The 19,842-nt window shown below is 67.6% G+C and carries 20 protein-coding genes and 4 pseudogenes; 13 read left to right on the top strand and 11 right to left on the bottom strand.

What is annotated here, in order from left to right:
- Nucleotides 1-68 precede the first annotated feature (68 nt).
- Together PV396_RS43595 and PV396_RS43590 are read left to right on the top strand one after the other, a co-directional pair.
- On the top strand, nucleotides 69-1,199 hold the full coding sequence (locus PV396_RS43595) for an AAA family ATPase (protein WP_319213927.1): 1,131 nt from the start codon (nucleotides 69-71) through the stop codon (nucleotides 1,197-1,199).
- Between the two features lie 4 nt (nucleotides 1,200-1,203).
- A complete protein-coding gene (locus PV396_RS43590) occupies nucleotides 1,204-1,863 on the top strand; it encodes a DUF4276 family protein (protein WP_319213926.1) in 660 nt (219 codons plus the stop codon).
- Nucleotides 1,864-2,083: 220 nt separating this feature from the next.
- Here the strand turns inward: PV396_RS43590 and PV396_RS43585 are convergent, their stop codons facing one another.
- The 3 genes and pseudogenes from PV396_RS43585 to PV396_RS43575 form a co-directional block, all read right to left on the bottom strand.
- Entirely contained in the window at nucleotides 2,084-2,929 is an 846-nt protein-coding gene (locus PV396_RS43585) for a MerR family transcriptional regulator (RefSeq protein ID WP_319213925.1), read from the bottom strand.
- 212 nt (nucleotides 2,930-3,141) lie between these two features.
- Nucleotides 3,142-3,364: pseudogene (locus PV396_RS43580) on the bottom strand (methyltransferase domain-containing protein); the annotation flags it as partial.
- 38 nt (nucleotides 3,365-3,402) lie between these two features.
- Complete coding sequence (locus PV396_RS43575; RefSeq protein ID WP_319213924.1) at nucleotides 3,403-3,864, bottom strand: hypothetical protein; 462 nt, start codon at nucleotides 3,862-3,864, stop codon at nucleotides 3,403-3,405.
- Between the two features lie 197 nt (nucleotides 3,865-4,061).
- Between PV396_RS43575 and PV396_RS43570 the strand changes: the two are divergent.
- The 4 genes and pseudogenes from PV396_RS43570 to PV396_RS43555 form a co-directional block, all read left to right on the top strand.
- Nucleotides 4,062-4,238, top strand: a pseudogene (locus PV396_RS43570) (DUF6112 family protein); the annotation flags it as partial.
- A gap of 21 nt (nucleotides 4,239-4,259) precedes the next feature.
- Nucleotides 4,260-4,556 (top strand): annotated as a pseudogene (locus PV396_RS43565) (site-specific integrase); the annotation flags it as partial.
- 289 nt (nucleotides 4,557-4,845) lie between these two features.
- Nucleotides 4,846-6,801, top strand: coding sequence for an ATP-binding protein (locus PV396_RS43560; protein ID WP_319213923.1), 1,956 nt, complete (start codon nucleotides 4,846-4,848; stop codon nucleotides 6,799-6,801).
- A gap of 363 nt (nucleotides 6,802-7,164) precedes the next feature.
- Nucleotides 7,165-7,887 (top strand): hypothetical protein, encoded by a 723-nt coding sequence (locus PV396_RS43555; RefSeq protein WP_319213922.1) that lies wholly within the window; start codon nucleotides 7,165-7,167, stop codon nucleotides 7,885-7,887.
- A gap of 55 nt (nucleotides 7,888-7,942) precedes the next feature.
- Here PV396_RS43555 and PV396_RS43550 read toward each other — a convergent pair.
- A pseudogene (locus PV396_RS43550) lies at nucleotides 7,943-8,230 on the bottom strand (DNA-directed RNA polymerase subunit alpha C-terminal domain-containing protein); the annotation flags it as partial.
- Nucleotides 8,231-8,533: 303 nt separating this feature from the next.
- Entirely contained in the window at nucleotides 8,534-9,094 is a 561-nt protein-coding gene (locus PV396_RS43545; RefSeq protein WP_319213921.1) for a GIY-YIG nuclease family protein, read from the bottom strand.
- 389 nt (nucleotides 9,095-9,483) lie between these two features.
- Here PV396_RS43545 and PV396_RS43540 point away from each other — a divergent pair, with 389 nt between their 5' ends.
- Together PV396_RS43540 and PV396_RS43535 are read left to right on the top strand one after the other, a co-directional pair.
- A complete protein-coding gene (locus tag PV396_RS43540; protein ID WP_319213920.1) occupies nucleotides 9,484-9,927 on the top strand; it encodes a MarR family winged helix-turn-helix transcriptional regulator in 444 nt (147 codons plus the stop codon).
- Nucleotides 9,920-10,450, top strand: coding sequence for an aspartate carbamoyltransferase (locus PV396_RS43535; RefSeq protein ID WP_319213919.1), 531 nt, complete (start codon nucleotides 9,920-9,922; stop codon nucleotides 10,448-10,450). Before PV396_RS43540 ends, PV396_RS43535 begins: the two co-directional genes overlap by 8 nt.
- A 227-nt stretch (nucleotides 10,451-10,677) precedes the next feature.
- Here PV396_RS43535 and PV396_RS43530 read toward each other — a convergent pair whose 3' ends face one another.
- Entirely contained in the window at nucleotides 10,678-11,256 is a 579-nt protein-coding gene (locus tag PV396_RS43530) for a TetR/AcrR family transcriptional regulator (protein ID WP_319213918.1), read from the bottom strand.
- 94 nt (nucleotides 11,257-11,350) lie between these two features.
- Here PV396_RS43530 and PV396_RS43525 point away from each other — a divergent pair, with 94 nt between their 5' ends.
- A complete protein-coding gene (locus PV396_RS43525) occupies nucleotides 11,351-12,757 on the top strand; it encodes an MFS transporter (protein WP_319213917.1) in 1,407 nt (468 codons plus the stop codon).
- A 168-nt stretch (nucleotides 12,758-12,925) separates the two neighbouring features.
- Nucleotides 12,926-14,221, top strand: coding sequence for an MFS transporter (locus PV396_RS43520; protein ID WP_319213916.1), 1,296 nt, complete (start codon nucleotides 12,926-12,928; stop codon nucleotides 14,219-14,221).
- A 112-nt stretch (nucleotides 14,222-14,333) separates the two neighbouring features.
- Here PV396_RS43520 and PV396_RS43515 read toward each other — a convergent pair whose 3' ends face one another.
- A complete protein-coding gene (locus tag PV396_RS43515) occupies nucleotides 14,334-14,897 on the bottom strand; it encodes a hypothetical protein (RefSeq protein WP_319213915.1) in 564 nt (187 codons plus the stop codon).
- A complete protein-coding gene (locus tag PV396_RS43510; protein ID WP_319213914.1) occupies nucleotides 14,897-15,106 on the bottom strand; it encodes a hypothetical protein in 210 nt (69 codons plus the stop codon). The genes PV396_RS43515 and PV396_RS43510 overlap by 1 nt, the downstream gene beginning before the upstream one ends.
- A 77-nt stretch (nucleotides 15,107-15,183) precedes the next feature.
- Here PV396_RS43510 and PV396_RS43505 point away from each other — a divergent pair, with 77 nt between their 5' ends.
- From PV396_RS43505 to PV396_RS43495, 3 genes are all read left to right on the top strand, one after another.
- Nucleotides 15,184-15,759, top strand: a complete 576-nt coding sequence (locus PV396_RS43505) for a TetR/AcrR family transcriptional regulator (RefSeq protein WP_319213913.1) — start codon at nucleotides 15,184-15,186, stop codon at nucleotides 15,757-15,759.
- A gap of 128 nt (nucleotides 15,760-15,887) precedes the next feature.
- On the top strand, nucleotides 15,888-16,313 hold the full coding sequence (locus tag PV396_RS43500) for a hypothetical protein (protein WP_319213912.1): 426 nt from the start codon (nucleotides 15,888-15,890) through the stop codon (nucleotides 16,311-16,313).
- 158 nt (nucleotides 16,314-16,471) lie between these two features.
- The gene (locus tag PV396_RS43495; protein WP_319213911.1) at nucleotides 16,472-17,287 is read left to right on the top strand and encodes a hypothetical protein; all 816 of its coding nucleotides are present in this window, start codon (nucleotides 16,472-16,474) and stop codon (nucleotides 17,285-17,287) included.
- Between the two features lie 90 nt (nucleotides 17,288-17,377).
- On the opposite strand, the gene PV396_RS43490 is transcribed toward PV396_RS43495, so the two are convergent.
- The 3 genes from PV396_RS43490 to PV396_RS43480 form a co-directional block, all read right to left on the bottom strand.
- The gene (locus PV396_RS43490) at nucleotides 17,378-18,241 is read right to left on the bottom strand and encodes a F510_1955 family glycosylhydrolase (RefSeq protein WP_319213910.1); all 864 of its coding nucleotides are present in this window, start codon (nucleotides 18,239-18,241) and stop codon (nucleotides 17,378-17,380) included.
- Between the two features lie 140 nt (nucleotides 18,242-18,381).
- Nucleotides 18,382-19,023, bottom strand: coding sequence for a DUF305 domain-containing protein (locus PV396_RS43485; RefSeq protein ID WP_319213909.1), 642 nt, complete (start codon nucleotides 19,021-19,023; stop codon nucleotides 18,382-18,384).
- 96 nt (nucleotides 19,024-19,119) lie between these two features.
- The gene (locus tag PV396_RS43480; RefSeq protein ID WP_319213908.1) at nucleotides 19,120-19,569 is read right to left on the bottom strand and encodes a hypothetical protein; all 450 of its coding nucleotides are present in this window, start codon (nucleotides 19,567-19,569) and stop codon (nucleotides 19,120-19,122) included.
- Nucleotides 19,570-19,842 lie beyond the last annotated feature (273 nt).

Raw genomic sequence — 19,842 nt, 5'->3', positions numbered from 1 at the left:
GCGCACCGTCCCTGCCGTGCCCGAACATGTCGAGCACCGGCTGATACAGCGGGCGATAGATTGGCACCATGCCACGCACGGTCCAGAGCATCGCCATCAGCGGCTACAAATCCATTGACGCAGCCAAGCTAGTTCTAGGCCCCGTCACCGTGCTCGTTGGCCCCAACGGAGCAGGGAAGAGCAATGTCATTGAGGCGGTGGAACTCCTCGGACGCATCGCAGACGCAGAACTAGCCCTTGAAGTCGGTCTGCGCGGCGGCGCTGCAGCGGTACTCCACGACGGAGCCAAGGGGCCAGCACACATCAGCCTCAGAGCCGAAGCAAGCGACGGCAAGCGCGGAAACGCTTACGAGGCGGTTCTTGTGCCAGCCGCACAGGCAGGTCTGATCTTTGAACGCGAAGTGGTGGAATTCCATGACAAGACCCGCTACCAGCAACCTTGGAACCAGATTATCGGCCGAGGCCACCAGGAATCACGGCTCGCGGAGGTAGCCGCAGGCGACACCACAGGGTCGGACGTCGCCCGGCACACGCTTGACATGCTTCAGGGCTGCCGCGTGTATCACTTCCAGGACACGTCCGCCCAGGCACCTGTGAAGCAGCCGGGCTACGCCTCAGACACAGAAATTCTGCATCCGGACGCCCGCAACCTGGCCGCCTTTCTTGCTCGTCTGCAAGCGGAGTCTCCGGCCGACTACCAAAGCATCGTCCGTACGGTGCAAACCGTGGCACCGTTCTTCCGGGACTTTGTCCTCAGCCCCGACTCCAGTGGACGCGTGAGCCTGCGCTGGAAGCAGGTCCACTCCAGCACTGTCTTCCCGGCAGAGGCACTGTCCGACGGCACGCTGCGGTTCATCTGCTTGGCAACACTCTTGCTGCAGCCAAGACCGCCCGCATTGCTCGTTCTCGACGAGCCGGAACTCGGCCTCCACCCGTTCGCCATCAGCATCCTCGTCGAAATGCTCCGTTCCGCTTCCGTCCGCAGTCAAGTCCTGGCAGCAACCCAGTCCGTGACGCTGCTGGATCACATGGAGCTGGAAGAACTCGTCGTCACCGAGCGGGTAGAGGGAGCGACGCAGCTGCGGCGACCCGACCGTGAGGAGCTTGCGGCCTGGCTGGACGACTACTCGCTGGGCGATCTCTGGCTCAAGAACCTTCTGGGCGGTCGCCCGAGGCCCGAGACCGGACGGCGGGCCTGACGCGATGAAGCACGTACACGTCCTCGTCGAAGGGCAGACCGAAGAGCAGTTGGTAGTCAGTGTCTTCCAGCCTGCAGCCCTCAGCAACGGAATCTGGCTCAACCCGGTCATGTTGAAGACGCGCCGCCCGGTCGGTCGGCCTCACGACCGCGGCGGCGTGAGCCGATGGGCGATGATCCATGCGGACATCCGGCGCCTGCTGGGAGACTCCTCTGCGCACACAGTCACGACACTCCTCGACTTCTACGGGATTCCGTCTGACACGCCAGGTGTCAGCGACCAAGTGCCGGGGGACGCCTACGCCCGCGTCACGCATGTGGAACAGGCGATGGGCAAGGAAGTCAACGACTCTCGCTTCCTGCCGTTCCTCTCCCTGCACGAGACGGAGGCATGGGTTCTGGCCGCAGCCGATGAACTGGCGGCCCTGTACGGCCGGCCCGAACTCGCAGAGAACCTCAACGCTCAGGTCCGCGATGCCGGCGGCCCCGAACGCGTGAACGATAGCCCACACACCGCTCCCTCCAAGCGCATCCAGAGTGCCTATCCTGCGTACCGCAAAGTGACGGACGGTCCGCATGCCATCTCGATGTTGGGACTCGGCGCTCTGCGGAATGTCTGTCCCCACCTGGACGCTTGGCTGAGCCTTCTGGAGGCAACTGTCTAATTTCGTGACCACATCGGTTCGCCCGTGATGCTTGTGGTGGGGCGGGCAGGAGCGGCTCCGGAGTCGCCCCGCATACCCGCACCACCGGATGCCTTTGCAGCTGACGGCCCATTGGAATCGTCGTCCCTTGATCGCTCGTGGCAACCCTGCAGCGAGATAGCCGGATCAGGAGCGGAGCAGTAGAAGTTCAGGCGGAGACGGTGACGCTGGACGCGAGCGATCAGCCGTCTGTGGAGAGGTCCCCGGCAAGGAGCTGTCCTGTGAGTTCCACGCACCGTGTCCGGGCCGCGGAGAAGCCGTAGGGCATTTTGGTGACCGCTTCGAAGGCGCTCATCCGGGTGTCCTCCTCGTCGCCCGTCAGGTCGGCGTCGTAGATCTCGAAGAGCTTCTCCTCGGCCTCGTCCAGTCCGGCCGCTTCAATGGCCTGGTGCAGGGCCTTGTGGTGGGCGCAGTGCTGCGCGGCGAGTTCCTCGACCTGTGGGTCGTGGGGGTCGACGGTGTCATCGAGGGTGGCGTCGGCCGCGTCGAGGCGGTCTGCCTCGGCCCGTAGGCCGGGATGGGTCGCCAGGATGATGAACACGCTGGCCTGGATCGCGGCGCCCAGCGGCCCGAAGATCCGCTCCGTGACCAGCAGGGCGTCCAGGTCGGAGGGGCGCAGTGCGTCAGAGGGCAGGTGGCTGAGCCGGTCCGTGACCAATGGGGAGAGCAGGCCGAGTGGGCTGCCCACGGCTCGCAGGCGCTGGACTGCCGCGCGCTGACGCTTGATGTCGGCCTCCTGGGCGGCCAGGGTCTCCTCCAGCCGGCCCAGGACGTCCTCGATGTCCCGGGCTTCATCGAAGGCCGCCCGCATGTCGTCCAGGCTGATGCCGGCCTCGGACATCTTGCGGATCCACAGCAGGCGGATCATGTCGTCGTAGGCGTAGCGGCGGCGTCCGTCTCCGCCTCGCTTGGGCTCCGGCAGCAGCCCGATCTGGTGGTAGTGACGAATGGCGCGCGGGGTGGTTCCGGCGAAGGCGGCGGCATCGCCGATCTTGACCTCGCGGGGAGGTGTGGCGGAGGGGTACATCGCAGACAGGGCCTTTCGTGCTGTGGTGCCCTCGACGACACCACATGCCGCTACGGCATATGCAACTTCCCACCACCCGGACCCTGACGGGCTATCGGGCGGTCCCTGGCCATTGGTGGCCCGTCCCAGGACAGACCCGCAATGGGTGGGCAGATCCGTCGAGCAGGTCTGATGGCGCCCCGAAGGGGCTGGGGATTTCAAGGAGCCCCATCATCGTCGAACCGCAGCGCCGGCTGGGCCCGCCGAGCGTGGTCGACCCTGGCCCGGGGAAAGGTCGGGCCCGAAGGCGTCCAGCCCCAAGTCGTGCAGCATGGCTGTCAGATGACCGGATCCGCACCCGACGTCGGCTGCCCGCAGGTTCCCCGTGTCACGCACGAGCTCGGCGAAGGTGCAGATCATGTTCCGCGCGAACGGCCGCGTCTCCAACCGACTAGCTTGATCTGCAACGTCGGGGTCCGGCCAATGGCTTCGGGTCAGGTCCGCCTGCGGCTCGCGATCTCGTCAGAGAGCTGCTGCACGTGGGCCGGGTCCGCGTCCCGGGCAAGGGCGACGTAGTGGTCCATGACGGCCGGCCGGTAGCGCACGGGCAACGTCTGTCCCGGGGCGAGTCGGGTGAGCTCGGTGATCGTGAGGGCTTCGTCTGCGATACCGCGGAACGAGATGCCGCCGGCGGTCTCCACGTCGAACATCAGGACCACGCGTGGATTGCTGTTGACCTCCCGCCAGTCGACGAGAACGCCGAGCGCAAGCGCCCCCGTACGCAGTTCCGCATTGCGCTTCCCTGCATCACTGCTCAGGGACGGGTTCGGGGCGACGCCCGGGAAGTCGGGCCCGACGCCGAGCGATTCCCGACTCAGGTCGGGCCTGACCTGCGCCATCAGATCGTTGAGAGACGCCCTGCGCTTCTTCTGCGAACCGAACATCCTGCCGAACATCCTGACCCCTCCCTCACACCGGTGCCCGAATCTCGGCCTGGCGCTTCGCCTTCACTGCGATTGAACGTCGCGGCCATCCGACCTCCGTCGCATCGCCACGTCCCGATGGGGTCGCCTTCTGCGGTCGCGGACGGGCTCGGTCGGTGCACCTATCTGTCGGACGAGCCACGTCCGCACACCGACAGGAGGACCAAGCCGTGATCGATATTGACCCCAACAGTAGCGGGCTTCCGGGGATCGCGAAGTTGCGCGACATCGTGGGCGCGGTGATGACCGTCGGCCTGCTCCTGAGCGTGCTCGCGCTCATCATCTCGGCGATCGTCTGGGGTTCCGGAGCCAACAGCAGCAACCCTCATCTCGCGTCCCGTGGCAAGACCGTGCGGTGCCGCGATCCCACCACCTACCACCGCGTCTGGCACGAGAGCCGCGCTCTCGCCCTGCCGTCCGCGCTCACCGGCACCCCTCTCGCGAAGCGGCCATATGACCTGCGGCACTCGGCGCTGTCCACCTGGCTGTGCGCGGGCGCCGACCCGGCGGAGGTCGCCGAGCGGGCGGGCAACAGCGTCGGGGTCCTGCTGTCCCGGTACGCGCGATGCCTGTACGACCGGCAGTCCATCAACAACCAGCGCATCGAAGGGCTCCTGAGCTCCTACGACCAGCCACGTGAGCCCGGCCAGCAGGACGAGAAGTAGCTCTTCCACTCTTCCGGACGCGCAGTGCCCGAGTGCCGCCGAACCGGCGGATCCTGTCCGTTGGCTCACGGTGCGCCTCGACGCGCTCCTCCCGTGGATGCGGGGCATTCCGGCCGGTGGTCGACCTTGCGCAAGCCTGCCCGGCAGCGCTTCGCCGGACGCGCTGCCCGCGCGAAGGCACGTTCCGGGCCGGAGGTGCGGAGGGTGACCGGAGAACGTGACCTGGAAGGGGGGCGGGCGCTCGGACGAAGTCGGACACAAGTGGCCCACCTCGTGCTTTCATGCACGCATGCATTCCCTAACCGTGCAGGTGGACGGAGATCACCTGGCCCGCCTTGTCCGCAGTCCGCGTGCCGGCCTGACGGAGCTCATCTGGAACGCCCTTGATGCGGATGCTGACGTCGTCGATGGGGGACTTGAGTTCAGCACGCTGGGTGCTGTGGAGCGCGTCCTCGTAGTGGATCGCGGTCACGGCATGTCTCCGGACGACGTGCAGCAGGGCTTCGGCGCGCTGGGGGGCTCATGGAAGAGAGCCACCAGGACGACGCGGCAGCAGGGACGACGCCTTCACGGAGAACAGGGCAAGGGGCGGTTCGCGGCATTCGGTATCGGTGATGTCGTCGAATGGTGCACGGTGCATGAGGGGGACCCCGCGTCCGAGACGAGAATCCGCGCCGAGCGTCACAATCTGCGCCGCTTCGAGATCACCACCGCTCCGGCCGAGGGAGACATCGGCACCAGGGTCTCAGTTGTCTCGGTCAATGAATCGGCCGGCAAGCAGCTTGAGCAGGACTCGCTGATTGACACTCTCTCGGCAGAATTCGCAATCTATCTCGAGTCCTACCGGCAGGTTGAGATCTCGTGGCGCGGCCAGAAGCTCAATCCGGCGGCGCTGCAGGTCGCACGCGAGGAATACGACCTGGATGTCGACGGGATGGATGACCAGCCGCAACTTGTTGTCATCGAGTGGCGTCGCCAGGTCGACCGGGCCTTGTATTTGTGCGATGAGGCCGGCATGGCGCTCCACGATATCAAGCCAGGAATCCAGGCTCCCGGGTTCGATTTCACCGCATATCTCAAGTGGGATGGATTCAGGGGGCATGACGTGCTGCTCGCCGAATCCGGCCTGGAACCCATGAGTTCCGTTGTTACGGCGGCAAAAGAGAAGCTGCGTGAGCACTTCAAACGCCGTAGCGCGGACAGGAGCAGGTCGATCATCCGGGAATGGGTTTCGGAGGGCAGCTACCCGTACAGTGACGGATCTTCCTCTGCTGCCGAGAACGCGGAGCGGCAGGTTTTCGACCTCGTCGCCTTCAGTGCGTCGAAAGTGATCAACGACGGAGACTTCCGCTCGCGAAAGTTCACCCTGAGGCTCCTCCGCGAAGCCCTGGCGTCCAACCCGGGGAACCTCCACAACGTCTTGAGGAGCGTTCTCGAACTGTCGGCGGAACGCCTTGCCGAACTCAGCGAGCTACTCAACAGAACTACCCTCTCGTCGATCATCGCCACCTCGAAGAAGGTCGGAGACCGGCTCAGCTTCCTGTCCGGACTCGACACGATACTGTTCGACAGCGAGCCGCGGCGCCAGACGCTGGAGCGGCGGCAGCTTCACCGGATCCTGGCCAACGAGACATGGGTATTCGGCGAGGAATACGCCCTGACCGGTGACGACGAGTCCCTGACCAAGGTACTCGCGAAATATCTCCACTTCCTCGGCGAGGACGTCGAGCTCACCGGCCACGCGCAGCCCGTGCTGCGCCATGACGGCACAAATCCCATTCCCGATCTTGTACTCACTCGCACATGCGAGATCGCGCAAGACCGAGTTGAGAACATCGTGGTCGAGCTGAAGCGTCCGAGTGAAGTAATCGGCGCGGACGAACTCACGCAGATCGAAAAATACGCGCTGGCGGTCATGCGCGACGAGCGGTTCAACAAGCCGAACGTCTCGTGGGATTTCTGGATCATCGGCAATACTCTGGACGAGTTCGCCGAGTCCCGTCGCAACCAGACCGGACTGCCGTTCGGCTATATCCAGCGCACCGACCGCCACCGCGTACAAGTGCGTACCTGGTCCGAGGTGATCAATGATGCCCGGCACCGGCTGAAGTTTGTGGAACGCAGCCTCGATTACCGGGCTGATCACGACGACGGAGTGGAATACCTGCGTTCAAAGCATGCCCAGTTCCTGCCGCCTAGTCTCAGTGACGACGCATCACCATCCCCGGAAGGCAGCCAGGACTGATTGACCGGCGTGCCGCACCGTTCAGTGAGTGGCGCCGTTCGCGCCGATGGCGCGGGTCGCGAAGAACGGCCAGCCGGTCGGCGATGCCGCTCGCGGAGCGCTGGGCAGAGGTGGGCGGTCTGGTCAGACAGACGCTGGCAGTCGGGCGACACATCGACGCTCCGGAAGGACAGGGCGACTTGGCAAGGTCGCCCCGTCAACCGGAGCTTCGTTGCTTTCGTGACGGCCTCGACCCGTATCGCCACGCCGCTTTCACCCGCGCGCTCTCGTGACCACCAGGACTATGAATCAGCCCTGGCCATGTGGAAGACTCTGTACTTAACTTCCTTAACTCCGCATCAATCATCAAACGGGGACCGCTGCATGTCATCATCGGCGATCAACCTGGTCTTGGCCGTCTACGGCGCCCTCATAGCCTCAGCGGGCTTGATCATCACGTACCGGGGGCTCGTCAGGACAGGCGTCAACCTGTCCGTCGAAGTTAAAATGTCCATCCCTTACGGGCTTAGCGTGACCGTGCGAAACAAGAGCACGTCACCCGTAAGTCTCGAAGGGATCGTTGCGGACGTCATTGCGGATCCGGGGTATTCCGCCAGCCGGAGGCGCACCTTGCGGGTGCAAACTCGTGATGGCGCTACGAGCAACCCGGACTTCCCTTACACGCTCCCAGGCAACAGCAGCGTGAAGTGGGTTCTGAGTGACAAGAAGGATAGCCAGGAAGGGCTCCCCTATTTGACGCGCTACTACGGGATGCTACTTGGGCACGAAGCCTGGAGAGAGCTGGACAAGGCGGACACGGCGAAGTTCCTCAGAAGCCACTTCGGCGTGCGCCTCGGGACGGGCAAGGTCGTCTACGGCGGGACACGCTGGCTCCCCGCCCACCACTGGTCGACTTGGGCGACGGGCATTGCCTCGCTGTACACCACCGCTATTCTTGTAGCGCTCGCTGTGTCGTGGCCGATTGCAGGATTCCTCCTCGCGCTCACGCTGCTTGTGATCTTTCTGGTGACAAAGCAAGGCCGGTCTTACCGGAAGAGTCCCCGCGACAGACGCGGAATGCCTATCGAGCGCTCCATTCCCAGATAGAGAGCCTGACAATCGCCAAGTCATGACATTCCTTGACGGCCAGCCGGGTCCGCGCCTAAGCTCTTCGTGTAATGCACTCGGGCCACCCCCTGAAGATTCGGCTCGCCCGCGCTAATGTTTCACACACGGGAAACGGTCGACGCATCACACCGGATGCGTCGACTTTGCATTGTCCGAGAAAGTCGAATCTGGGCGGGCTGTCCTTCAGGGCCGGGCCCATGCCGGCCAGCTTCGCATTGACCTCGTCGATGGATTTCACACCGAATTTGCGGATGTCCATCAGGTCGGCCCCGGAGCGCGCCAAGAGCTCGCCCACGGAGTGAACGCCCTCGCGCCGCAGGCACCCCGAAGGTACGGGCGATAGAGGTGATGCGGCCTCCGCAGAGACCGAACCGGCCGACACCAACGCAGTGGGAGGCTTCGGGTCTTCCTTCTGCCCGCCGCCCCACGGCCGTTCTGCTTTGCTCACGTCCAGCTCTCGGGCATACAGGAAGGCCAGGCAGGCACGCGCGGTCATGGCCGGTTGATGCTACGACCCCAAGGGCCCGTACCTGCTGGCTCAGATCGAAGACTGTGCCCTGGCCCTTCGGCAGGAGGGGCCCGGCAGCATGGAAATTTCGCGCCGGCAGGTGGTGGCGACCATGCACTAGGAAGCAACCTCCCTCCGTGGCCGGGGGCCGGCACTGGCGTAGTAGAAGGCTCGTGCCTGCTTGACACGGTCCCGGTAGGTGCCATGTTCCGCTCCCTCGACGTTCAGTGGCGGCTGCAGTTGGGGGATCAGTTTCTTCTCCAGCGGGACCGGGTCGGGGTGCTCGCTCCACGTGAGGGTGAGGTGCTGGTGCATCCAGTGGGTGAGGCGCTGTTCGTCCGCGGGGATCAGTACGACGCGGTCGGTCCAGGTGGTGCGGTAGCTCTCGGTGGGCATGAGGAGTCCGGCCAGGGTCCGGCGCAGGGTGGACCGTCCGGAGTCCCTGAGGTGATTGGAGGCGACGCGGGACCGCAGCCGGCCGGCCTTGCCCAGGTAGAGCAGTCGCCGTCCGGCGTCGCCGGTATTGGCAGGTCCGGGGAAGAGGGCCAGGACCTCGGGTCGCGCCCACCAGGCGTACACCCCGGCGGTCGTGGGCAGGGCGCCAGCCGCGTGCCCGAGGGTCTGGGGTGCGGAGAGGAGATCGGCTGTGGCCCGCTGAACGGTCGCGTCGTCGAGCATGGGCGCACCCTAGGTGCGATGGGAGCGGATCTGTCACCGCCTGCGGTATCGCCCCGCGCCTTGGTCGGACAGGCGGCTCAGGAGACGTGACCCACCTGCGAGTTCATCTCTTTGGCGCGGGTAGCAGGCGTGGTGCGCCCCTCAGGACCAAGATCCCGGCGGTTCACGGCCGGTTGTGGATTTGCGTCAGCAGCCGTATCCCCCAGCGGCAGGTGAGTTTCAAGCTGACAATGCGGCTGAACCGTCGCCTACCCGCGCGCGGCCCCGGTCGCGTTGGCACATTCCAGTCGTCCCCCTGTCGCTGTCCGGCTCATCGTCTTGGCGGTGTCTCTGCCCAAGCCCTCACAAACTGGTTGCACGATCGAACCTTCTGGTTGTACAGTCGAACTATGTCCAGGGATCAACGGGCTGATGACCCGGTCGTTCTCCAGGAGGCTCTGGGGAGCTTCGTACGCGCCTTCGGGCTGCACCAGCCGGAAACAACCCCCTGTGGCCAGCCGATCCCGGTCTCCGAGGCGCACGCTCTGGGCGAGCTGGCGCAGGAGGGCGAGCTGCGGCAGGTGGAGCTGACGCGCCGACTGCGGCTGCAGAAGAGCACCGTGAGTCGGCTGGTCACGCAGCTTTCCTCGCGTGGCTGGGTGGAGCGCGCCCCAGCCCCCGACGACGGACGCGGTGTCGTCCTGCGGCTCACCGCTTCGGGGCGGCAAGCCGCGCAGAACCTCGCTCAGGCACGACGGGAGCGCTTCTCTCGGCTCCTTGAATCAATCCCGGCTCATGAGAGAGCGGGCGTGCTCCACGCCCTTGACGTGATGGTGGAGGCACTGGATGAGTAGCGTCGTCAGGCGAAGGGCCCTGCTGGCGGGCGCAGGTATAGCGGTCGCCGCCACGGTGACGGCTGTCGTCCTGGCCGTCGGCGGCTCGCAGCAGGATCCGGGCGAGGGGCCGAGCGGGCGGCAGAAGGTGGTGGCCGAGCGGGGCCGGAGCGTGATGCCCTTCGACCTCGAACAGACCACCCACCGCTTCACTCCCACCGCCGCCGGCGGTACCCAGGACGTGGTGGCTGACCGGCGCGGTGATGCGGAGCAGATCGATTTGATACGCGCCCATCTGCGCAAGGAGGCAGAGGCGTTCGGCCGTGGCGACTTCGGGGATCCCGCCCGCATCCACGGCGACGACATGCCCGGCCTTGCCGCACTGCAAGACGGTCACGACCGTATCGAGGTGCGCTTCAAGGAGCAGGCGGACGGCGCCACGCTGACCTACATCACGCGGGAGCCCGCACTGGTGGACGCCCTGCACGACTGGTTCGAAGCCCAGCTCGGCGACCACGGCGCTCACGCCGAGTCCGGCCACTGAACTCGACGGCGGGTTCAACGCCCGCCGGTTCGCAGCCTCTCTTGTGCTCACGCCTTCGAGCTCCGGTGCGGCATCCCTGTCCGTGCGCCACGGCGGACCGCCGCGTACACGTCCGCCCTCGGGCTTCGGTGGCGCCATCGCGGCCCCGTCCCGCAAGGCACTTCGATGTCTCCCTCACCAGCCTTCGAGTACCGCCCGAACCTCTGGACATCGCCCTCCGGCGGAACCTAGCCGGTCAGCACCGATTGCACGGACTTCGTCACGGCGTCGGCGGCGTCGCGTGCGTCCAGGCGTCCGGCGCGTACCTCCTTCGCCGCGCCGTCGAGAATGTAGTGGACGGCGCTGACCAGCCAGGCGGTGGGCAGGTCGGTACGGAAGACGCCTTGTTCCTGGCCGCGGCGGATGAGTTGGTCCACGCGCCGGGCGGGTTCGTCGTGCAGTTCTCGCACCCGCCCCGGTGGGAGGACGTCCCCGGCGGCGGCCAGCAGAGCCGCGGACTCGGCCGTGAGCTGCCAGCTCGACGCCAGCAGGCGTGACATGGCCGCGCTGGCGTCTCCGGTCAGATCGACGCTCGCCAGGGTTTCCTCTCCCGCACGCAGCGCCTCCTTCAGTGCGGCTTCGACCAGGTCGGCGCGGGTGCGGAAGTGCCCGTACAGGGTCATCCGTCCTACGCCTGCGGCCTGTGCGATGTCGTCGGTGGTGGCGTTCGGGTCGGAGCTCAGGAGCGTGCGTGCCGCGGACACGACGCGGGCGATGTTGCGCTCGGCGTCGGCGCGGCGTTTGGGGTGGGCGGAGGGAGCGACCATGCCAAAACCCTAACTCGTATATGGAGATACGGCTTATAGTCGAGAGCAGAACTCGTACACGAGCGTACGAGTTATGGGTAGGGAGGGATTTTTGATGTCCCAGCAGGCAGTCCGGCAGCGATCACCTCATGAGCCGCATCCGTCGCGGTGGCGCATCCTCGGCTTCCTCGGGGTGGCGCAGCTCATGCTGATCCTTGATGTCACCGTCGTGGCCATCGCCCTGCCCCACATCGAGACCAGCCTCGGACTCAGCCGTGAGGCGCTGACCTGGACCGTCAGCGCCTATACGCTCACCTTCGGCGGGCTGATGCTGCTCGGCGGTCGGCTCGCGGACCTGATGGGGGCCAAGCGGGTCGTACTCGCCGGGCTCCTGCTGTTCGCCGCGGCATCGCTGGTCACCGGACTGGCCGACTCCGCGGGCATGCTGGTGGGCGGTCGCATCGCGCAGGGAGTCGGAGCGGCGCTGCTGTCGCCCGCGGCGTTGTCGGTGGTGGTGGCTCTGTTCGACGGGGACGAGCGGAACAAGGCCCTGGGCGTGTGGTCCGCGCTGGGTGGTGGTGGCGCAGCCCTCGGCGTCCTTCTCGGCGGTCTGCTCACCTCCGGTCCCGGGTGGCCGTGGGTCTTCCTCGTCAACGTGCCCATCGGTCTGGTGATCGCCGTGGCGCTCGCCGTTCTGCTGCCGGCGCGGTCCGCGTCCGCCGGCCGGCCCCGGCTCGACGTCTTCGGCGCGATTCTGGTGACGGCCTCCACCGCGTCGTTGATCTATGCGCTCATCGCTGCCGGTGAACGGGGATGGCTCACCGCGCTCACGGGCACGCTCGTCCTGGCGGCCGCCGTCGGCTATGCGCTGTTCGTGGTGTGGCAGCGGCGGGCAGCGTCACCTCTGATGGACGTCCGGCTGCTGATGCGGCGGCCCGTGGCGACAGGTGCGTTCCTCATCGCTATGGCGACGGCGTTGATGATCGCGGTGTTCTTCCTGGGCACCTTCTACTTCCAGCATGCCCGTGGGTACGGCGCGTTGCGGACCGGGCTGCTGTTCCTGCCGGTGGCAGTGGCGACGATGCTCGGGGCCCACCTCACCGGACGAGCGCTCGGACGGTGGGGGGCACGCGGCCCGGCCGTCCTGGGCCTGACGGCTGCGGCAATCGGCATGGCCGTTCCCGCGGTGTCCATGCACCCGGCCGGTGTCGTGGCCGGTGTGGCCGTCGCCGCCGCAGGCACCGGCGCGATGTTCGTCATCGCCTCGGCGACCGCACTGAGCCAGGTGGCGCCCCAAGAGGCGGGAATCGCCTCCGGAATCGTCAGCACCTTCCACGAGTTCGGCGCCTCCATCGGCGCGGCCGTAGTGTCCAGTGTCGCCGCCGCGAGCCTGACCGGGACCACGTTGAACGGCTTCACCAAGGGGTTCACCGTCGCGGCGGTCGCGGCGGCGGTCGCCACAGTCGTCGCCGCCTGGATGATTCCCGGCCGTCCCAGGCAGCACGACCAGGCCCCCTCTTAGCCAACTTCCGGGCGGTTTCACAGCCCTGGGCCACATGACAGGGGACGGCCTTCCTGCATTGGGTGGCCACGCGGTCACGCACGATTCGTCACCGAGCACGAGGTGCCGGGCGACACCAGCCGGCCCACCCCCCGGCACGTTCGTCACCGGAAAGGGCGCGACAGCGCGATGACCAACACCACCACCGCGTCACCACCCATGCTCGCCCGGGCGCTGATCGTCGGCTCCGGCATCATGAGCCTCGCCAACTCGGTCACCGTGCCCTTCCTGGCCGTGTTCCTCCACAGGGAACTCGGGCTCCAGCCGGGCATGATCGGCTTCATCATCGGCTCATCGGTGTTCTTCTCGATTTCCGCCGGGTTCGTCGGAGGGGCACTCTCCGACATCCTCGGCCGGACCCGGCTGCTGCTGATCTCCCTCCTGGGGGTGATCGGCTCGTTCGTGGGCCTCTACTACAGCCAAGGCGTTGTTGCGGTGTTCGTCTTCAACGCGACGATGGCGTTGAGCACCAGTTCCTTCGGGCCTGTCGGCAAGGCGCTGCTGAGCGACCTGGTACCGCCGGGCCGACGGGTGAAGTGGTTCTCGTACCAGTACATGACCACCAACATGGGGTACGCCGTCGGGCCCGTCGTCGGCGCTGCGGTCGGTCTGGCCGGCGACCGGTCGGCGTTCCTCGTCGGCGCGCTCGGCTACGGCGTCTACCTGCTCGGTCTGGGCGGAGTCCTGCGGCTGACCTCGTCGTCCGCGTCGGCCGGCGAGCCAGGCAGGACGGCCGCCGGTGAGGGGCAGACGCAGCTCTTCGGCAGCGTACTCAAAGGACTCGCGGACAGCGCGCGGGTCGTGGCGACCGACGCGCGGCTGCTGTTCCTCATCCTCGCCGGACTGCTGCTGGAGGCCGTGCACGGCCGGGTCTCCTCGCTGCTCGCGCAGCATCTCTCCGGCGGTTTCGCCGACGGCACCGCGATCCTGGGCTACGTGCTGACCACCAACGCGGTGACCGTGGTGGTCCTGCAGTTGTCCGTCTCCCGGTTCATGGACAAGCGCAACCCCGTGACGGCCATCGTCGTCGGCGGTCTGCTGACCGTCCTCGGCATGGCCGGCTTCGCGTTCGCGGAGAACATCTGGCACTTCGTCGCCGCGATGGTGGTGTTCTCCCTCGGTGAGATCCTCATCTATCCAGCCGAGTTCGCCATCATCGACCGGATCGCGCCCGAGGACCGCCGAGGCTCGTACTTCGGCGCGCAGACCTTCGCCCAACTCGGCGTCTTCATCGGCCCCTACACTGGTGGCCTGCTGCTCGCGGCCTACGGCGGAACGACCATGTTCCTCGGTGTCGGCTCGTTCGCCCTGGCCAGTGTGGTCATCTACCTGCTCGTCGGCCGACGGGTCTCCGGTCTGGCCGGCCCCGTACTGGAGCGCTCCGCGGAGCGGCCGAAGGAGGAGCATGTCGATGACATAGCGTGAGTGGGGCCGACGGCGGCTGGTGCCACCGAGCCCCCTGACCCCCTACGTCCTGCACATCGTCGCTCGGGCAGGTGGCGGCGGCCATGCCGCGCTGAACCGGGGAGCGGCCCGATCAAGCCTGCGCCGGGGCCGCCGCATCCATGGTCGCGACACCGGCCAGGCCGGCTCGCTGCTCCTGCTGCACACGCCACCCGTACCGGGTGATGCCGCGCGGCTTGTAGATCGACAGGGCCGTGGTCGTGAGCAGTACGGCAGCGGCGGCAGCGGCGTCGAACACCAGCTGGACTCGCATCCCGCCGAGGTCGGAGCCGGACAGGCTTGTCCGCACGGCCGCGTCCGCCACCTGGTCGACCACCTGCATGTGCAAGAGGAGGAGGAAGCTGGCTACGACGGTCAGCGCGAGCTTGGCCAGCACCCAGTAGTGGCGGAGCAGCCCCCACGGGGTGCCCAGGGACTGCACGAGCCCGGTCAGCAGGGAGGCGAACGCCAGCGGGACGATCACGTACCAGCCGGTCACCTCCATCGCGAGGTACGCGCCCCGCACGCGCTGGGCGTCCTCGCCGGTGAGGCCGGCGATAGCGAGGGCAAGGAAGGCGGCGAGCGACCCGAGCCAGCCGACCGAGGACGCGACGTGCGCGGTGAGCGCGACCTTGCGCAGGCCGGAGGGCATCGCCATCAGTGGCCGCCGTGCATGCCGGATCCCACGGTGCCGGTCAGGTGCAGGGCGAGGAACAGGACGACGACGGCCAGGGCCACGGCGCCGGACACCTTCACCCAGCGCGGGGTGGCAGGGGCTGACCCGTGGCCGGGCGTGGATTCGGACGGCGAGTCGGTCATGCGGGTCCCCTCGGTCGGGCGGGTGCGGCCCTCGGGCTCGTTCTTCACGCGAGCCACTCTTATCGAGACACTGTGTCTACGTCAAGCCGCCATGTATCGACAGCGTCGTCCCGTACACTGGGCCGGTGCCGAAGCTGTGGAACGAGACCATCGAGGAGCATCGCCGCGCCGTACGCGACGCGGTGCTGGAGACCACTGCGCAGCTCGTGGCCGAGCAGGGGCTGCGGGGCGTGACGATGTCGCGGATCGCCGAGGACAGCGGCATCGGCCGGGCCACGCTGTACAAGTACTTCCCGGACGTCGAGTCGATCCTGGCGGCGTGGCATGAGCAGCGGATCGCCGGGCACCTTGCCGAGCTCGCCGAACTCGGCGACCGTGCCGGCACCGCTGGCGAGCGGCTCGAGGCGGTGCTGGAGCGTTACGCGTTGATCCAGCAGCAGCGGCACGGTCATGGGGGAGAGCTGTCCGCGGCCTTGCACCGCGGTGACCATGTGGCGCATGCCGAGCAGCATCTGCGCCACTTCATCCGCGGGCTGCTGGCCGAAGGGGCTCAGGCTGGTGGGGTCCGGGGCGATGTCTCGCCGGATGAGCTGGCGGGCTATTGCCTGCACGCGCTCGCTGGAGCCGGAAGCCTGTCGTCGAAGGCCGCGGTGCGGCGACTCGTCTCGGTGACCCTGGCCGGCCTGCGTCCCCAGGGCTGAACCGACCGCGCCAGGGCGCGGTGGAGTCAACGGCATGCCCTCGGTAGGCTGTGCCGCCGGCGCAGATGAACGCTCCCGCAGGGCGCGGGAGAAGACGATGGCGGGGGCGCGTGGACAACGGTACGCAGATGGGCAACCGAGCCGTGCGTCTCGTACTGCTGGTCCTGCTGCTGTTCGGTGTCGGCGTCCTGCACACCCTGAGCCACGCCGGGGCACACGGTGCAGTGGCCGCACCGCACGCCGTCCAGCACTCAGCCCACACCACGTACGTCACGCACGCGGCGGCGCCCGCCCTCGCAGGCGCCGCTCACTCGCCCGCCGTAGCTGAGGCTGTGGAGCGGGAGCAGCCCGATGCGCATCGGCTCGGCGAACCGGCCGGCGACGTGGAGGCCGCCAGCTGCTTCGCGTTGGTTCCGACCGGATCCTGGCTGGTGCCGCCGGACAACCCTGCGGCGTGGAGCGGCGAGGCGTACATCGGCGTCATGAGCGTCGGCAGGACGCCGGATTCCTGTCGGGGAGCAGCGAGTACGCGGTCGCCGCTGCTGCGGATCTAGAGCATCGGTGATCCGAGGCGCGCGCCATCCGGGCGGCGCTCTCGGCGTGCCGGGCCGTCTGGCCTGGTGGCTCAGCCATGCCCATCACCCATGCCCCGACGGGCCGGTCCGTCGTCCCCCGTGCACCGGCCGTCGCCCCGCGCTGAAAGGCGTCATCCGTGTCCCAGCACCACCTTGCCCATCGCACCGCCGTGCCCGCACCTCCGCAGGCGTACGAGTCGTACGGTCACGCGCCCGTTCACTCCGGACCGTCGCCCGAGCATGAGCGGCGGCAGGAGCGGTCCCCTCGGCCTGGCGAGCGCCGGGGCGGTCGCCGCAGGGCGCCGAAGCGGCAACCACTGCTCGGCAACTACCTCGGCTACGCCGCCACGTTCGTCGGCGCGGGCCTGATCAGCGGCGCGATCGTGCACCATCCGCTGGATCCCGCCCGCTACACGGTCATCGCGGTCATCGGAGCGGTCGTCTTCCTCTGCGCCACCGTGCTCAGCGAGTTCGTTCTCACCAAGCAGCGGCCCAACGCGTCCAGAGTGCTGGGCCTCGTGGCCGCTTCGCTGGCGCTGTCGTTCGGTATCGGCATGCTCAGCGGCGGGCTGCAGCACTTCGAGGACTTCCCCGAGCGCGGCGCCATGCTGATCCCCCTCGGCCTCACCCTCTCCTTCATCGCGTACGTCCTGCGCCACGAACCGGCGCGCTGGCGCAGCATCGTGGGCCCCGCGGGCGTGCTGGTGGTGGTCACGGCGGCGCTCGCATTCGTCGGCCTGCGTGGCATCGCCGACGGGATGGCGGGCGAGCCGGGCGGGGGCGGTGGTCACAGTCATGGTGAGGAGGCACCCTCGGAGCCGGCGGACGGCGAGCCCGGCCACGATGCGGAGCCGGAGAACCAGGCGCCCGCGTCGGCATCCTCGCCGGCTGACGATCCCGGCGCCGCGAAGACCGAGGGCACCGGGCACGCCGAGGACGGTCACGGCCACTGATGTTGCATCACCGTCCCGGCGCCTGATCCGATGGGCTGGGCGCCGGGTCCGCATCAGCATGCGGAAGGCTTGCGCCGACGGGGTGTGGGGTCAGTGTCCGCCGCTCGATTCGACGGCAAGGCGCTTGGTGAAAGTCTTGCCGCCGTCCTTCGACTCGTACACACCGTCCTGGGTGGCGGCCAGGACGTGCTCGGCGCTGATCGCGGTGAGCGCCTGGGGCTGCCCGCCCGGCACGGTGGAGACCTTCGTCCAGGTGGCGCCGCCGTCGCTGCTGAGGTTCAGGCCGCCTGTGGGGTCGATGCCGTAGAGGGCGTCCTGCGCCTTCCAGGACAGGAACGCCAGCACCGGCTTCTTGCCGTTGGTGAATGTCTTGCCGCCGGTGGTGCTGAGGGCGACGCCCTCGGCGGTGGTGGCGAGGACGAGGTCGGGGTCGTGGGGGCTGACCGCGATGTCGAGGGCCTCGATACTCGCCCCGTTCTTCCAGGTGGTGCCGTCCTTGGTGGTGCGCAGCAGGGCGTTGGTGGCGTCGTAGCCGTACACCGTGCCGTGCGCGTGCTCCAGTGCGTGGAAGTCGGATTCACCGGACAGGGACAGCGACGTCCAGGTCTGGCCGGCGTCGGTGCTCTTGATCAGGCCCTTGTTGCCGCCGGAGGTGGGATGGCCGCTGGCGTAGAAGGTCTTGTCCTGGGCCACCGTGAAGCCCATGAAGTCGTCCTTGCTGTCGCCGACCAGCTGGGGCCGGCCGTCGGCGCCGGGGGTGTAGACGCCCTCGTGGGTGGCGACGTACAGGCGCTGGTCGGAGGGGTCCAGGCCGAGCCCGTGGATGTGGCTCACCGCAGTACCGGAGTCGGTGGGGGAGCCGGACGAGTCCGCACTGTCTTGGCCGGAGCAGGCGGCCACGGTCAGGGCGAGAGCCAGTGCGGTGGCCGTTGTAGCGGCATGGCGCTTGTTCATGGTTCCTCGGGCGTGATCGAGCGCAGCGGCATGGAGAAGGCGCCAAACGCGGTCGCGTGGGGTATGTGCGGAGGGCCCGACCGCCCGGGCTTCTCGGCGGAGCACCGCCGGAGCCCGGGGCAGTCGGCGCGTGGCCTGACTCAGAGGCGGTCGAGGATGCCCTGGAGCTGCTTGACCTCGGCGGACTGGCTCGTGACGATGTCGCCGGCCATCTTCTTGGCGTCGGCGTTCTTACCGCTCTTCTGCTCGTCCTTCGCCGATGCGATCGCGCCGTTGTGGTGCTCGATCATCATCTCGGCGAACATCTTGTCGAACTCGGTGCCCTTCATGCCCTTGAGCTCGTCCATGTCCGCGTCGGACATCATGCCGTCGCCGCTGCCGTGGTCCATCCCGGGCATGGAGTCCATCGCGGTCGGCTTGCCCCAGGACTCCAGCCAGCCCTTCATCGTCTTGATCTCGGGGTCCTGGGCCTGCTCGATCTGGCCCGCCAGCTTCTTGGTCTCGGAGTCGGAGGCTCGGCCGTCGGCCAGCTTGGCCATCTCCAGGGCCTGCTCGTGGTGCGGGATCATCATCTGCGCGAACGTCACGTCCGCGTCGTTGAAGTCCCCGGCCTTGGCCCCGGCGTCGGCGGTCGCCGATGCCGAGGAGCTGCCGCTGCCGTGGTCCATGCCCTCCATGTCGTCGCCGCAGGCGGAGAGCAGCAGGGCTCCCGCCGCGACGACGCTCACAGCGGCGATACGGCGGGCGGACTTGCGGCGCAGGGAACGCGTGAAGGCAGTCATGATCGATGTCACCTCGTGTGTGTGGTCTTTCCGGCTGTTTTGCGTGCGCGAGACAGCGGGACCGCGCGTGCGCGCGCCCGCTGAGGACGTCTCGGCCTACAGCCGAAGAACCGACAGCTGGGTGAGATCGGGACCGCGTGGCGGAGGGTTGGGGTGCAGCACTGCGGCGACCTGGGCGCGCAGGCGCGTGAGCCAGTCGGGGTGACGGGCGAGAGCCGACCGCAGGAGCGCGGCGAGCACCCATGCAGCGAGCAGGACGGCCAGGCAGAGGGAGAGCATGTCCATCGCCATGACGGGCATGTCGGCGGACGATGCGTGCCCGGGATCGGCCGCGTGCTCCTCCTGCGAAGCCGGAGCAGCGGCAGGCTCCTGGGGCAGGGACACCGGATCCGTCATCGGCACCGAGGCATGCGAGGGCGGGCTCATCTCGGCGGCATGCGACTCGGAGGGGTGCCCCACTGTGTGCATGACGAACACGCCGAGCGCGAGCACGACGACGAGCAGCAGGTGCCCGAGGGCGCCTCCCTTTCGTACGTACCGGCTCACGCTCACTCCTAAGCCCTCCATCGCGGGCCGCTGCCGGCCCGCCGCTTTCCGACACTACCGAAGCGGAAGAGACCATGCCCGCGACGGACCGGAAGCCCACTACTCTACTAAGCCGTTTGGCTTTGATGCGTGTGGGGAGCTGCGCGCATGCGGTTGGCTCTGTCCGCGAGAACGGGGTTCTGGCACAGATCTTGGGGCGCCGTCGCGGAGCGTTACCTCGATGTTCGATCGTGAGGAGTCGAGTTCGCGTGAGATCGCGTACGCCGTGTCGTC

The sequence above is a fragment of the Streptomyces sp. ME02-8801-2C genome (assembly GCF_033793965.1).
GTDB lineage: Bacteria > Actinomycetota > Actinomycetes > Streptomycetales > Streptomycetaceae > Streptomyces.
The sequence above is the reverse complement of the archived record's forward strand: the minus strand, read 5'-3'. Positions and strand labels throughout refer to the sequence as shown.